This window comes from Sphingomonas colocasiae (assembly GCF_019880585.1).
GTDB classification, from domain to species: Bacteria; Pseudomonadota; Alphaproteobacteria; order Sphingomonadales; family Sphingomonadaceae; genus Sphingobium_A; species Sphingobium_A colocasiae.
The window spans coordinates 950698-965335 of the sequence record NZ_JAINVV010000004.1 but is presented as its reverse complement, the minus strand read 5'-3'; the positions used below and the strand labels follow the sequence as shown (position 1 = coordinate 965335).

At 65.8% G+C, this 14638-nt stretch carries 10 protein-coding genes; 5 read left to right on the top strand and 5 right to left on the bottom strand.

Translation table 11 applies throughout. The features are described from left to right. Window positions 1-41 precede the first annotated feature (41 nt). From K7G82_RS10870 to K7G82_RS10860, 3 genes are all read right to left on the bottom strand, one after another. A complete protein-coding gene (locus tag K7G82_RS10870) occupies window positions 42-542 on the bottom strand; it encodes a glycine zipper 2TM domain-containing protein (protein ID WP_425517260.1) in 501 nt (166 codons plus the stop codon). Window positions 543-709: 167 nt separating this feature from the next. Next, window positions 710-1033, bottom strand: coding sequence for a PspC domain-containing protein (locus K7G82_RS10865; RefSeq protein WP_222989848.1), 324 nt, complete (start codon window positions 1031-1033; stop codon window positions 710-712). 185 nt (window positions 1034-1218) lie between these two features. Next, a complete protein-coding gene (locus K7G82_RS10860) occupies window positions 1219-2400 on the bottom strand; it encodes a hypothetical protein (protein WP_222989847.1) in 1182 nt (393 codons plus the stop codon). A 174-nt stretch (window positions 2401-2574) separates the two neighbouring features. Here K7G82_RS10860 and K7G82_RS10855 point away from each other — a divergent pair, with 174 nt between their 5' ends. The 5 genes from K7G82_RS10855 to K7G82_RS10835 all read left to right on the top strand — a co-directional run bounded on the left by K7G82_RS10855 (window position 2575) and on the right by K7G82_RS10835 (window position 8658). Next, window positions 2575-3846 (top strand): spinster family MFS transporter, encoded by a 1272-nt coding sequence (locus K7G82_RS10855; protein WP_222989846.1) that lies wholly within the window; start codon window positions 2575-2577, stop codon window positions 3844-3846. Beyond that, window positions 3843-4712, top strand: a complete 870-nt coding sequence (locus K7G82_RS10850) for a TauD/TfdA dioxygenase family protein (RefSeq protein WP_222989845.1) — start codon at window positions 3843-3845, stop codon at window positions 4710-4712. Before K7G82_RS10855 ends, K7G82_RS10850 begins: the two co-directional genes overlap by 4 nt. Further along, entirely contained in the window at window positions 4709-5491 is a 783-nt protein-coding gene (locus K7G82_RS10845) for an enoyl-CoA hydratase/isomerase family protein (RefSeq protein WP_222989844.1), read from the top strand. The genes K7G82_RS10850 and K7G82_RS10845 overlap by 4 nt, the downstream gene beginning before the upstream one ends. A 157-nt stretch (window positions 5492-5648) precedes the next feature. Further along, window positions 5649-6998 carry a GntR family transcriptional regulator gene (locus tag K7G82_RS10840; RefSeq protein WP_222989843.1) on the top strand — a complete coding sequence of 450 codons (1350 nt, stop codon included), beginning with the start codon at window positions 5649-5651 and terminating at the stop codon, window positions 6996-6998. A 169-nt stretch (window positions 6999-7167) separates the two neighbouring features. After that, window positions 7168-8658 carry an amidohydrolase family protein gene (locus K7G82_RS10835; protein WP_222989842.1) on the top strand — a complete coding sequence of 497 codons (1491 nt, stop codon included), beginning with the start codon at window positions 7168-7170 and terminating at the stop codon, window positions 8656-8658. A gap of 78 nt (window positions 8659-8736) precedes the next feature. Here the strand turns inward: K7G82_RS10835 and K7G82_RS10830 are convergent, their stop codons facing one another. After that, window positions 8737-12501 (bottom strand): Ig-like domain-containing protein, encoded by a 3765-nt coding sequence (locus K7G82_RS10830; protein WP_222989841.1) that lies wholly within the window; start codon window positions 12499-12501, stop codon window positions 8737-8739. A gap of 229 nt (window positions 12502-12730) precedes the next feature. Next, a complete protein-coding gene (locus K7G82_RS10825) occupies window positions 12731-14200 on the bottom strand; it encodes a serine hydrolase (RefSeq protein WP_222989840.1) in 1470 nt (489 codons plus the stop codon). Window positions 14201-14638: the final 438 nt, after the last annotated feature.

Here is a 14638-nt window from a genome sequence, read left to right as displayed (position 1 = left end):
CCCGATCCGCAACGGCGCGGATCGGGTTCGATATCGCGGGTTCAGCGGCAGCGGATATCATTATTCTGTTCGACCGAACGGCCGAGCAATGCGCCCAGCGCACCGCCGATCAGCGTTCCACCGGTGCGGCGGCGGCCGCCATCGATGACGTTGCCGAGCAAGCCGCCGGCGGCGGCGCCGACGATCAGCCCGGTCGTGCCGTCGCTGCGCTTGCAATAATAGCGGCCATCCGAACCGCGATAGACTTCGTCGTTCGAACCGAGCCGCCGTTCGGTGTAGCGCGGATCGTCGCGATAATAGCGCGAAGCGTCGTAATCGGTGGCGTAGCGATCGTCCTCGTAGCGCGGGCGCGCACGATAACTGCGATCGCGATCACGCGCTTCATAATAGAGTTCGCGCTCGCGCTGGTACCGATCCGATTCGGCCTGATAGCGCGCCTGGGCCGCATCCCACCGCTCCTGATCGGCGCGGGTTTGTGCGAGCGCGGGCGCCGCGCTGCCGGCGGCCAGCGTTGCGGCGATGATGATAAGCCTGGTCTTCACGATCTGTCTCCAATCCTGCGCCGATAGCGCTCCGAAGGCCCGCAAGGTTCCATGCCGACGGCTGAACCGGCGTTGAACCGGGACCGATACGAAAAAGCCCGCCCCTGCCTTGGCAGGGACGGGCATGGTGCGGGCGATGCTGGGGTCATCGCACCGTAAGGAAAAGGTCAAGCGGCGATCGGCAACATCTCCGCATCGGCGACTTCGCTGCGTCCGCGCGGCGCGGGCAGCATCGCCGGCGTCGCGATCTCGTCCTGCGTATCCGTCTGGTCGGCCTGAGCCGAACGCGGCGCCGGGAAGACCAGGCGCGACAGCAGCACCACCGCGCCGGCAGCGGCATATCCGGCAATCGCGCCGACCGGGCTCCAGATCACCACCGCAGCCAATGCCACGCGCAGATAGTTCGGGTTGAAACCGAAATCCTGACCGAGCGCCTCGCAAATGCCGAAAAGCGTATCGCTGCGGGCAAAAAGGGACTGTTGCGCTTCCATCGACTGAACTCCGTTGCCAGGGGCGGAGAACATCCCGCCGCTCTTGCAACCCCTTCAGCACGGACCGTGCCAATTTCGCGAAAGTCAGGTTTTTCGCCATTTCCGCCTCGCAAAAGCTCCAAGCGACCGGCGGCACCCTCAATGCATTTTACCAAATATCGGCAATTATCACCAATATTGCGGATTCAGGCGAGTGCCCTGCGAAGAAATGCCTCGCACGCATCCAGCACCGGGCGGACGAGCCTGACATCGATGGCGCGCAGATCATCATCCGCGCAATGGTGGAGAAGATGCCCGCCGAAGATGCCGGCGACATCTGGATAGCCGGCGGCCATGATCCGGCCGGTCTCGCCCGCGGCTGCGCCATCGCCCGGATACGGGCATTCCAGCCCGCTCAATCCGGCAAAATATGGACGCGCCACCTCCACATGCGCCGGGGACGCGACAAGGAAGCGATGCGGATCCGCGCTGGGCAAGGGCATCAGCCATTCATCGGAGCGATGCCAGTCGCGCGCCGCGCAATTCGCGCCGAGATGCAGCCAGAAGGCCGTCCGGTCGATCGATGGCGCGCCATCCGACAGATAGGCGGACATGCCGGCATAGCCGCGCTCATGCCCGCTTGCGCACACAAAGACGAGATTGGCGCCGGGATCGTCGCGGGCAAGGGCTTCGGCGAGCATGCGCCAGATCGCGATGCCGGGGCCGCGTTCGCCGACACAGTCGAACCAGCCCGAGCGCGGAGTCGAGACGACCAGATCCCGCGCATGCCCCCGATCGAGCCGCGCGACCAGATTATAGGCGGGCCGGCGACCACCCCGCCCCTGCACGGTCAGCACCGCCTCCGCACCCGCCATGGCGGAGATCGCCGCCGCATCGCGCGATCCCATGATCGCCGCCGGAAGGGGCGCCACGTCGCCATCCCCGATATTGAGCGCGAGCGGCTGGCCGGTCGGCCCGGTTGTCACAAGAATGATCGCCGCCGCGCCGCGGCCAAGCAGCGGATCGACCTGCCGCGCGATCCGCCGGTCGGCGCTGTCGGACCAGCGCTCGAAAGGCAGATGAAGCAGGACGATGCGATCCGCCACATTCTGCACCGCCATATCGGGCCAGCACGGCAGCATGCGACCGGCAACGGTTCCGGACCAGTCGAGATGCGGGAGCAGAGGCACCGAGAGCCCGGCAACCGACAGGTCCGCCCGATCCGCATCGAACCAGCTCATGTCGAAATAGCGGCGCTCGGTCGCGAACCCGATCGCCGCCATTTCGGCCTCCAGCCAGGCGCCGCAGGCATCGTCTCCCGCGCCACCGGAAGCCTTGCGGCCGAAACCGGCATAGCGATCGAGAAGACGGGAAAGAGCATCGATCATCTTGACGATTCATCCACTTGGACATTCGTTTGTTTGTCGCGATTTCCGATCCGGCAGGTGATTGCACCTGCCTTGAAATCACTCTTGCATCGCATCGTCCCCGCGAGCATTATTGTCAATAATCGACATTCGCAATATGGTTGTGCGTGAATCCGGTGGAGGGGAAAAGCGATCATGACGGTGAATGCGTCTCTCCCCACCGAGGAACCGGGACGCGCGCGCACCGCCTATTTCCTGCTGATCATGCTGCTCGTGTCGACGCTCAACATGGCGGACCGGCAGATCATCGGCGTCATCGCCGAACCGATCAAGCGCGAGTTCGGCCTGTCGGACACGATGATCGGCTTGCTCGGCGGCACCGCCTTCGCGCTCGTCTATCCCCCACTCGGTCTGCCGATCGCGCGGCTGGCGGACCGGTTCAACCGGCGCAACATCCTGGCGATCTGCCTGACGATCTGGAGCGCGATGGCCAGCCTGTGCGGGTTGGCGACCGGTTTCTGGACGCTGTTGCTGGCCCGTGCCGGTGTGGCGGCGGGCGAGGCCGGCTATGCACCCTGCACCCACTCGCTGATCGCCGACAGCGTGCCTGCCCGCAATCGCGGCACCGCCTTCGCGGTGCTGGTGACGGGCATTTCGCTGGGCGCCTTCCTCGCCTCCGCCCTGGGCGGCTATGTGGCGCAGCATCATGGCTGGCGCTGGGCCTTCGCTGCGATCGGGCTGCCGGGCATCGCCGTCGCGCTGATCGTCCGGCTGACGATCAAGGAGCCGCCCCGCATCGCGCCGCCACGCGCCGAGACCGCATGGAGCGTCTATCGCGGACTGCTTGCCAACCGCGCCTTCACCTGGTGCATCTCGGGCTCGGCGCTCCATCTGGTCGTTACCTATGGGCTGGGCGCCTGGGCGATCCCCTGGTTCGTGCGTGGCCATGGCCTGTCGATCGCGCAGGCCGGGCTGCTGCTCGGCATGATCGGGCTCGTCGCGGGCGCGCTGGGCAGCCTGGCGGGCGGCGCGATCGGCGACCGGCTGGCGCGACGCGACCGGCGCTGGCTGGGATGGTGGCCCGCGATCACCGTATTGATCGCTGCCGCGGTCGGCGCGCCCGCCTATCTGACCGGCGATTACGAACTGGCGCTGGCCGGCGCGGCGCTCGCGACCTTCCTCAATTTCCTCTACCAGCCCTCCACCTACGCGCTCGTCCAGGGCGTCGCGCATCCCGGCGAGCGCGCGAGCGCGGCGGCGCTGATGATCTTCGTGCAGAATCTGGTCGGGCTCGGCCTGGGTCCATTGCTGATCGGCATGATCAGCGACGGACTGTCGCCGGATCTGGGCGTCCGTGCGCTGGGCGTCGCGATCGCGGGCATCTTCATCTTCAACCTATTGGCGGGTTTCGCCTATTGGCGCGCGGCAAGCGCGCTCGGCGCCGATCCCGCGCGAGCGGAGCCATGATCGAAAGACGCGTCCATATCGCCAATGTCGCCCCGGTGGGTGATGCCTACCGCCATATCGGCGTCCGCAAGCTCACACCCGCGATCGGCGCCGAGATCGAGGGCGTCGATCTGGCGGGGGAGATCGCGCCCGCCGCCTTCGCCGAGATCGAGCGCGCCTTCGCCGAAAATCTGGTGATCTTCTTTCGCGATCAGCGGCTGACCCCGGATGCGCATATCGCGTTCGGCAGGCGTTTCGGCGAACTCCATATCCACCCCGCGGCGCCCAGCGAGGCCGGCCACCCCGAACTGATGATCATCGCCGCCGACGAGAACAGTGCGCGCGCCAATGGCGAGGGCTGGCATTCGGACGTGTCATGCGACGCCGAACCGCCGCTCGGCAGCATCCTGCATATCCGCACCTGTCCGGACATCGGCGGCGACACGCTGTTCGCCAATATGTACGCGGCCTATGAGACGCTGTCGGACGGCATGAAGGCGCGGCTGGAGGGCCTGCGCGCGGTGCATGACGGCGAACATGTCTATCGCGGCCTCTATGCCGATCTGGGCGTCGCCGACCGGCCGAGCTATCCGCGCGCGATCCATCCGGTGGTGCGCACCCATCCCGTCACCGGACGCAAGGCGCTGTTCGTCAATGCCGGTTTCACCACGCATATCCTGGACATGCAGGCGGACGAGAGCGACGCCGTGCTGCGCTATCTGTTCCAGCATCTCGCGCATCCGCTGTTCCAGTGCCGCTTCCGCTGGACGCCGGGCAGCGTCGCGCTGTGGGACAATCGCTGCGCCCAGCATCATGCGATCTGGGATTATTGGCCGGCGCGGCGCTATGGCAACCGCGTGACGATCAAGGGGGATCGGCCCTTTTGAGCGTCACCCTGGAGGAGCATGCGGCGGGCATCCACATCGTCCGCATCGACCGGCCGCAAAAGCGCAATGCGCTCGACCCGGCGACGATCGCTGCGCTCACCACCATCGCCCGCGATCTCGGCGCGCGCGCCGATATCCGCGCCGTGATCCTGAGCGGGGGCGACACGATCTTCTCGTGCGGGATCGACCTCGCCACACCGGCGGTCGCGGAGGATGCGACACTGATCGAGCGCCGCCAGGCCCTTCGCGCCGGCCCCGACCTGTGCCGCGCCTGGGAGGAGATAGAGGCGATCACCATCTGCGCGATCGATGGCTATTGCATCGGCGGCGCCTTCGCGCTGGCCCTCGCCTGCGATTTCCGGATCATGGGCGCGGACGCCACGCTCCGCCTCCCCGAAATCGCGCTGGGCATGAACATGAGCTGGCAGACATTGCCGCGCCTGACCGCACTGGTCGGCCCGGCCCGCGCCAAGCGTATCACAGTGTTCGGCGATGCCGTCGCCGCCACGCAAGCGCTGGACTGGGGATTGGCCGATGCCGGCGCGGACCGCGGCGGGGCTCTGGATCTGGCGCTGCGATGGGCCGAGCGCATCGCCGCCCTGCCCCCCATGCCCGTGCGGATGACCAAGGAAGCGGTCAACCGCACATCCGGCGCGCTGCACGCGGCGGTCAATCACATGGATCGCGACCAGTTTCTGCTGACCACGCTCAGCCATGATTTCGAGGAAGGCGTCGCCGCTTTTCTCGGGAAACGGACGCCGCGCTTCGATGACCGCTAGGATCGGACGAGATCCGGCTCGAGCTGAACCGGATCGCATCCGATTGTCCTTGGTTTGCCGTGATTTCCCAGTCGGCAGGTGATTCCACCTGCCTCGAAATCACTCTAGGTCTAGACACGTCCGAATCGACCGACGGAGCGTGACCAGCGGATCATGAATGGCTGAGGAAGACGATCTGGTTTTCGCCGCCCTGCGGCGAATGATCGAAGGCGCGGTCGCCCCCGGCGCGCGCCTTGCCGAGCGCTGGTTCGTCGATATGTTCGGCGTGACCCACACCCAGGCCCGCGAAGCGCTGCACCAGCTCGACAAACTCGGCGCGCTGACCTTGTCCTCACGGCGGGGTGCGACGCTGGCCCGGCCACAGGATGCCGATCCCACCGATATCAGGCCGATCTGGCAGGCGCTGCTCATACTGGCGATCGACCGCGCGAAGATCAGGCGGGGCGACACGGCAATCGCATCCGTGGATTTCGAGCCGGGCGCGTGGCGGGACTATCTGCGGCTGCGCGCCGCGCTCTCCCTGATCGGCGATGCGAGCGGACTGCCGCGATTGGCGGCGATATTGCAGCGGCTGGGCGTGATGAGCATGATCGCCCATGGCCGTACCAGCCCGATCGATGTCGACGCGCTGAGCGATCTGGCTGCCGCCATCGCGCAGGATCGTTTCGACGATGCCGACCGGCTGGTCGCGGCGAGCTTTCTCGAAACCACCCGCCGCTCCCCCGCGCGGCGCGAGGCGGCACAGCTTCCGGGCGCTGTGACCCCGGTGGTGATCGACAAGGGGCGAACCGCGCGCAAGGTCCGCCATTATGTCTCGCGGATCGCACAGCGGCTGCTCGCCACCGGCCCCTCCGCGCCCTCCGCCACCGATCAGGTCGCGGCGGCGATATTGCAGCGCATCCAGTTCGGCGCGCTCAAGCCCGGCGATCCGATCCGCGAACTTCCGCTCGCCGCCGAATTCGGCACCAGCCGCGGCCCCGTCCGCGAGGCTTTCCGCCTGCTCGACCGCCACGGCCTGATCAGCATGGAGGGGCGGCGCGGCGTCTTCGTCCGCCGCCTGGATGCGACCGATGTCGCCGATCTGTTCGCGATCCGCGCGGTGCTGTCGGGCGTCCAGATGGCGGAGGCGGCACAGGCCCCCGATCGCCCCGCCTGGATCGACGACGAACTGATGGCCGGCGCGGATCTGCTCGACGCCTTGTCGCAGGACCAGGACAGCCCATTCGAAAACTATATCGTCGCGCGACGCACGCTGGCGCTGGTCACGCTGGCGGCCGGCGGCAACATCATGATCGGCCGCCTCGCCGCCGAGCTGGAAGGTGAAGTCGCGATCCTCTGGGCCGGCGTCGTCACGCCCGAACGGCGGCTCACCTCCGCACGCGCCTGGCGGGAAATCATCGATGCGATCCTGGCGGGCGATCCCGGGAAAGCAGGAAGGCTCGGCCGTCAGGTTGTGGAGGAAGCGGGCGCGGAAGCCTTGAGGACGATCCGGCGCGACGGGCAGTGAATTGCGCCGTCCACAGCGATCGTGAAGATCCGGATCACTACAATCTCATTCAGAGAAAAATTGACCGAATCGGAAATCTTTTCGATGGTCGTTGGAAGCAGTTGAAGCGCGTGCCCGGCCGATGCCGACCGGGGCGGCTTGAGTGGATCAATCCAGGGAGAAGATGACGATGCGTTTTGGACAATTTCTTGGCGCGGCTTGCCTGCTTCCCCTGATCGCCGTCGCGCCTGCCGCGGCGCAGGAACCCAATTACGATATCGTCATCAAGGGCGGACGCGTGATCGATCCGGCGAGCGGCCGCGACGAGGTCGCCGATGTCGGCATCAACGGCGGCACCATCGCCGCGATCTCGACCAGCCCGCTCAAGGGCAAGCGCGTGCTCGATGCCAAGGGCCAGGTCGTGGCGCCGGGCTTCATCGATTATCACGCCCATGGCCAGGACCTGAAAAGCCAGGGCTTCCAGTTGCTCGACGGTGTGACCTCCGCGTTCGAAATGGAGATCGGCACGATGCCGGTCGCCAATTTCTATGCGGAGAAGCAGGGCAAGGCGCTGATCCATTATGGCGCGACCGCCAGCTTCCTGTGTGCGCGGATCGAGGTGTTGAGCGACAAGAGGTGCGGCACGCCGGGCGCGCCCCCCACTGCGGCCCTGGTCATTTCGCCGCAAGCGCTGGTCACCTCCGCCGATGAGCAGCAGGAGAACCGGATCGTCGCGGCGGTGGAGCGGGAAATCGAAGCCGGCGCACTCGGCATCGGCATCGGCCTGGAATATACGCCAGCGACCGGACGGCGCGAAATCTACAAGGCGTTCAAGGCGGGCGCGAAACACGGCGTGCCGGTCTTCGTCCATGCCCGCATGCGCGAACAGAGCCGTGCGCCGGGGATGCCGATCGCGGTCGCCAACGAGCTGATCGCCGACGCCGCGTCGACCGGCGCCGCGCTGCAGCTTGTCCACGTCACCTCGACCTCGCTCGGCGACGCGCCAACGGTGATCGAGATCCTGAAGGGGGCCGCCAGCCACGGCGTCGACGTCACGACCGAAGCCTATCCCTATGAGGCGGGCTCGACGGCGCTCGGATCCGAGTTCTTCTCCGAAGGCTGGCAGCAGCGCTCCGGCATCACCTACAAGGATGTCCAGTGGTCCGCGACCGGCGAGCGACTGACCGAGGAGAGCTTCAACAAGTACCGCAAGGAACAGCCCGGCGGCGAAGTGGTCATCTTCATGATCCCGCAGGTCGCGATCGACACGGCGATGGCGGATCCTTTCGTCAGCATCGCATCCGACGGCATGCCGATGGTCGAATCCAACGTCCACCCGCGCGGCGCCGGCAGCTTCAGCCGGGTGCTCGGCCATTATGTGCGCGAGCGCAAATTGCTCGATCTCAAGACCGCGCTCGCCAAGATGACGATCATGCCCGCCAAACGCCTCGAAAAGGTCGCACCCGCGATGGCGCGCAAGGGTCGCATCCAGGTGGGCGCGGATGCCGATATCAGTGTCTTCGATCCCAATACCGTCAAGGACAACGCCACCTACGAAAAGCCGCTCCAGGCATCGAGCGGCTATCGCTACGTGCTGGTCGCCGGCAAGGTGATGGCGGAAAACGGCAAGATCACGCCCAATCTGTTTCCGGGCGTCGGCGTCAAGCGCGGCGACAGATAAGGGTCAACGCGGCGAGATCATGATATCGGGGGCACGTTCCTGGTCGTTCGAAGGAATGGCGCCCCCGACTTCTCCGGATCAACCGAAATGGAGCGCCTCCGGTATCAACGGCGCGAGTCCAGCACCGCTTCCCTGCGGCGGAACAAGGTCCTCCGCGGAAATCAGACTGCTCGCGGTAATGGGCTGATCGCCGACCATGACCGCACGTGCCGTCAGATCGTATCTCAGGATGCGCGCATCGCCGTCGAACTCGAGCCGGAGCCCCGCCGTACCGATCGGAATGACGATCAGATCATTGTCCATGTCGTCGACCAGCACCAGCGAGGATCCCGCGATATAGGCAGCGAAATTGGTCGCGCCCTCATTGAAGACCAGCGTGTCTCCGCCCCGGCCGAACGATCCGTCCAGCAGGACGCTGCCGTCGACGATCTCGATCCGCTCCCCGCCGTTCGTCCCGAATAGCTGCGCGTCGCCGTCGATCGCATAGCTGCCGTCGGACGCCATCAGCAGGCGTGCGACGGCTGCGGGGTTCTCGCCCGATGGCAGCGCCGTGCCGTCGGGCGGCGCGAGTATCTTGGCCGCGACGGAGGAGAAAACCTGTCCCCCGATCTTCAGCGCCGTGCCGTCGAACAGCAGGTTGCGCGCACCGTCATCGAACACGATCGGCAATCCGGCGACACCGATCGGAATCGCGACCGACAAGTCATCCTTGGTGAACACCGCCGTCGAGCCGGCCAGCCGGATGTCGTAGGCGCTCGCCACCCCCGGCAACCGAACGATATCCCCGCCCCGGCTGAACGATCCGTCCAGATTCACCGCATAGGAGCCATCCAGGATGGCGATATCCTGGAAACCATTGGTTCCGAACACATCCCCCGCGCCGCGCACGCCGCCGGCATATCCGTCGAACATGACCAGCCGGAAACGGGGATCGGATATGGCGACGTTGACGATCGCGCTGTCCGTACCGCCTTGCCCGTCCGATACGGTGTAGGTGAAGCTGTCAGGCCCGACATAATTGGCGCCCGGCGTATAGGTGATGGTGCCATCGGAGTTCGCCACTGCCGTACCGTGAAGGGCATTCCCCACATTCGCGATACTCAGCGCGTCACCATCCACATCCACATCATTGGCAAGAACCGCGATGGTTACGGTGCCGCCTCGCACGGCCCTCCCGCTGTCGTTCACCGCATCCGGCGCGTCGTTCACCGGCACGATGGTGATAAAGACCGTCGCCGTATCGGGGTCGCCGGTTTCGTCGGTCACGGTATAGGTGAAACTGTCCTGCCCGTTCGCGTTGGCGCCGGGGGTATAGGTGATGGTCCCGTCCGGGTTGATCGTCACGCTCCCCTTGGCCGGATCGCTCGCCTCCGCCAACGTCAGGCTCCCGCCGCTATCGGTGACAGCGTCATTGGCCAGCACGCTGATCGTGACCGAACCGTCCTCGTTCACATTCGCCATGTCGTCGGCGGCACTGGGCGGACCGACGCTCTCCACCCCGGTGACGGCGATCGCGATCGTGCCCAGCGTTTCCGGCGGCGCCCCCGGCGCGCCATACTTCAGCACGGTCCCGGTGGTCGGCATGGCCTGTCCGACGCGCAGTTCGGTCACCTGCCCCTCTGGCGTATCGAATGCGACGATCAGATCCATCGGCCCGCCATCCGCCGAAGCGCCCAGGATCCGGATGACCTGCCCTTCGGCGAAACGGAGGTTGTAAGTCGCTCCACCCGCGTCCTCGGCGTTCAGCTCGAGCAGCGGAAAACTGTCGAAATCACCGCTGTCGGCAGCCGAAGCGCCCAGAACCTGCAGAGCGAACTGCAGCGAGGCGATCGCCGAGGTGAACCCGAAACTGACCTGATCCTGCGCCGCCAGATCATAGGCGGACGGTTGGACCTGTTTCAGGTCGATGCCGCCCGGTGTGACGTTCTGCGCATTGACGCCCACCACATAGCGATTGATGAGCCAGAACTGGTTCTGCCCGAGGCTGTCGTTGATCGACGGAAAGGGCGTGTCGAGCGGCGAGATGTCGTTGGCGAAGCGCTCCGCCGCCGTGCTGACGTCATCCATCACATTGGCGCCATTGCCCGCCGTGGTGACATGCGCGAGCCCGAAGGCATGGCCGAGCTCGTGCGCGACCGTGTTGATCAACTGCTGCATGTCGCCGGCCGAACTCGGCGTGATGCCGTCGGCCTTGTATCCGTCCATCAGGACGAAGACGTCGTCGTCCCGGTTGCGGTTGTAATAGTCCGGCTGCCCATAGGTGTAATAACCGCGATACTGGGCATCGGCGGTGGCGGGATTGCCGTCATGATCGTAAAAGATATCCCGGCCCGAAAAATAGACGCTCGTTGCCTGTTCGCCGTCGGGAGAGCGGCCGGCGACCACCGTGATCTCCAGCCCCGAACGATCGAAGATCGCCTGAACGCCCTCGACGATCTCGCGCCTCTGCGCATCGGTGAAGCGGCCAAGCGGCTCGAAGCCCGCTTTCGACGCGACCGACTGATAGGATCCATCGGCGGTATGGACATCCACCACGCGGAAGACGCGCGTCATTTCCGCGTCGAAATCGATATAGACATAGGGCAGCCGGTAAAGCTCGGTGCCCGCGGGCGGATTCCCCTGGCCCTGGCTGATCCCCAGTTCGGCCCAGCTCGGTGTGGCGCTGCTGTTGAACAGCAGATATTCGATATTGTAGAGGTCGTCGGCCCGGCCGCCCGCGCCCAGATCGGTCACCCGGAAACCGCCGGCGATCGCCTCGACCTTGTAGGATTCCATCGGCTTCTCATAGACCGCGACATCGATGCCGTTGTCCGGCATCACCCTGGTCACCCCGTCCCCGACGATCGCGGAGCCGCCGACCAGCGTGTCGCGCCCCTCGCCGCCGCGCAGCACGTCGTTGCCGTCTCCGCCGAAGAGCAGATCGTCGCCCGAATTGCCGAAAATGACGTCCCTGCCGTCGCCGCCATGAACGCTATCGTCGCCCACGCCCGCATCGAACTTCGTGTTCGCGTCCCAGATCACCGTGCCCTGCACCCGATAGGCGTCGGTATCGGGCAGCCACACGACATCATTGCCCGATGCCGCGAAGGCGACCTGCCCACCCGCGAGCACGGCCTGGGTCTGCGATGGTGTCAGATCGTTGAAATCGACGATATTCTGCCAGTTGTCGAACAAGGTCGTCGCGCGGATATTGATCAGCCAGCGTCCGGCGTCGCCGGTATTGCCCGCGGTTTCATCGGCCGAAAGGACGGCATTCTGGTCGCCCGAAAAGGCGAGTTCGTAGAAGGAGCCCGGCGCCGCGGTGCCCGCAGAAATGCCGGCGCGCGCGACCCCGGCGGCGCCGGCCGATCCGATCGCCCAGTTGATCGCCTCGTAACGGAACTCGATGTCGAAGTCCCCGCCGCCGCGATCGCTCAGGATAAGCTGGAAAGCGTTGAGCTTGTCGGTCTTGTTCTGGAAATAGCCGACATCGTCCCAGGTGATGATCACGCGGTCGTTGGTCGTATCCAGATAATAATAGACCCGGTTCGAGCCGGTGGAGGTGCCGCCCGGCGTGGCCGCCACCGCACTGCCGCGCGTATCCACATCGGCGAAGAACACTGCGATTTCAGGCAGTCCGGTATTGTCGACGAACCCCGGCGTCAGCGAGGATCGCGGCGCGCCGAACGTGACGCTGCCATTGTTGTTGACGACCAGGCCAGTGAAGGTCTGGCCGAAGAATTTCAGCCCCTCTTCGAAGATCGTGCCGATGTTGACGAAGCCGGATCCGTCATCGGTGCGCCCCAGCGCCGCCGATCCGAATCCCGCCGATCCACCCAATCCCGAAATCAGATCTGTGCCCATCGAATCCCCCACTATTCAAATGGATATGATCGATCGGGCCTATCAGCGCTCAGCAACGCCGGATTGTAGAATTTTGACGCTCGCCGCAGGATGGTGCGGAAAAGCGAGAACCGGTTTTCCGCAGGGACGATGCGTCGGCGAATGGCCATGGCGTCGGAACAGCCTGCCCCCGCGCCGCTTGGCCGCAGGCATGGGCAGGCATTCACCCGCCCATGCCGCGCCCCTGCGTTCAGGGCGCTACGCGCTTGGCCTCCTGTGACTGGCCGGCCTGGACCAGCGTCATGCCCGTCACCTTCCCGTCCGACCCCGCGATGAAGCGCAGTTGCGCGTCCGCCACGCGCAGGAAGAAGTTGAGCGGCGCCTCCGCGAAGATCTGGAAGGCCGGCTGCCCGGTCAGTTGCGCCGTCAGCCCCGTCCCTTCGCGCGCGATGACGACCGTGACGCCGGGCGCGAATTCGTAGCGGCCGATCACGCGCTCCAGTTCGGCGGGCGGCAGCGTCACCTCGGTCCGCGCGGCCTGTGCCGGCTGCGGCGCGGGCGCGGGCGGAACGGGAACCAGGGGCTGGAGCGGCGTGCCGAGCAGGATGTGCGAGGCGAGATCGTCGCTGGAGGGTTCGACCGACGCATTGGTCAGCACGACGACGGCGCTGCCCCTGCCCGGCTCCAGCAGCATCGCCGACCGGAATCCACCGGTGCCGCCATTGTGGAACAGCGTCTCCCGGCCTTGCGCCGGCTCGCCGATGATCCAGCCCAGCCCGATCGATCTGCCGGCCGCGCCGAGCGGCCAGCGCTCGGCGGTCGCGAGCTTCATCGCCGGCGCGATCGGCGATTTCGGATTCATCGCGGCGTTCACAAAGATCAGCATATCGGTGATCGTCGATCGGAGCGCGCCGGCGCCCGCCAGCGTCGGCAGGCTCCAGGGGCCGGTGGGCCGCATATAGGCATCGTGCCCCTGGGCAAAGCGCGCCTTCTGATCGGCCGAAAGCGTGATCGCGGTGTCGCGCATGCCGAGCGGACCGGTGATCCGCCGCGCGATCATCGTCTCGTAATCGCTGTGGTCGGCACGACCGAGCAGATAGCCGAGCAGGCCGACGCCCAGATTCGAATATTCGAACTGGCTGCCGATATCGCGCGTCAGCTGATACCCGCCAAGAAAGTCGAGCATCATCTCTTCGGTATAGTCGGCATAGGGGTCTTCAAGATTACCGAAGGGCATGTTGCTGGGCAGCCGCGGCAGGCCCGAATGCTGGTTGGCCAGATCGCGCAGCGTGATCTTGCGGCCGTTGCGCTCGGGCATCTTCGCGCCGGCGGGCAGATATTTCTCGGCCGGATCGTCGAGCGATACTTCGCCCTTCGCCGCCATGTCGGCCAGCAGCAGCGCCGTGAATATCTTGGACATCGAACCGATCTCCAGGACGGTGCGATCGCCGAACGGCGCCGCCTTCCCTCCGGGACCGCGCGCAACGATCCGCCTGCCCGACCGGTCGAGCACGCCGACGACGATCCCCTCGCCGGGCCGTTGCGCGATGCGGGCGTCGATCAGTTCCGCGATCTTCGCGTTCGCGGGCAGCGTCCAGTTCGCGGGCAGCGGCGGCCGCGCGGGCGCCGCCGCCGGCTTGGCGTCGGTCTGGGCATGGGCCGCCGCAGGAAGCGCGGTGAACGTCAGCATCGTCAACAATGGGCCTGCAAGCTTTCTCATATCTTCCCTCTTGTCATTGCACTGATATCGTCATCTGCATCTGGAACCACTGCGGCGCGTCACTGGAGCGACCGGACACCGATGCGAGCGACATCCGCATCGCGCGCATCCCGCTGCCTTGGCTGCTACAGCCGCGCCCCGCCCATTTTCCTCCGCTCAAGGCATAGTCGCGCAAGCACGGAAGATCTTACGCGCGGCAGACAGAAAAATTTTGGAAGTATCGGATCACCCCTTCACGCCATGGGTGCCGATCGGCTCATGGCGCTTCGGAAAGCTATGACAGGTCAGGTAAAAAACCGACATTGCGGCAACATTGCGCAATTGCTGCTGATCGACGAAGTGCAAGCTGGTCCACCGCCCTGAAATGTGATCGCACTTGGGTGAAGTCCGATGCAAGGGAGCCGGGTGGAATCAAGCACGGCAAGTTCGGCGAGCTTG

Excerpts from the sequence above, each read along its gene's own strand:
- K7G82_RS10865 (WP_222989848.1), bottom strand. The coding sequence starts at position 1,033 with ATGGAAGCGCAACAGTCCCTTTTTGCCCGCAGCGATACGCTTTTCGGC.
- K7G82_RS10860 (WP_222989847.1), bottom strand. The coding sequence starts at position 2,400 with ATGATCGATGCTCTTTCCCGTCTTCTCGATCGCTATGCCGGTTTCGGC.
- K7G82_RS10855 (WP_222989846.1), top strand. The coding sequence starts at position 2,575 with ATGACGGTGAATGCGTCTCTCCCCACCGAGGAACCGGGACGCGCGCGC.
- K7G82_RS10850 (WP_222989845.1), top strand. The coding sequence starts at position 3,843 with ATGATCGAAAGACGCGTCCATATCGCCAATGTCGCCCCGGTGGGTGAT.
- K7G82_RS10840 (WP_222989843.1), top strand. The coding sequence starts at position 5,649 with ATGGCTGAGGAAGACGATCTGGTTTTCGCCGCCCTGCGGCGAATGATC.
- K7G82_RS10835 (WP_222989842.1), top strand. The coding sequence starts at position 7,168 with ATGCGTTTTGGACAATTTCTTGGCGCGGCTTGCCTGCTTCCCCTGATC.
- K7G82_RS10830 (WP_222989841.1), bottom strand. The coding sequence starts at position 12,501 with ATGGGCACAGATCTGATTTCGGGATTGGGTGGATCGGCGGGATTCGGA.
- K7G82_RS10825 (WP_222989840.1), bottom strand. The coding sequence starts at position 14,200 with ATGAGAAAGCTTGCAGGCCCATTGTTGACGATGCTGACGTTCACCGCG.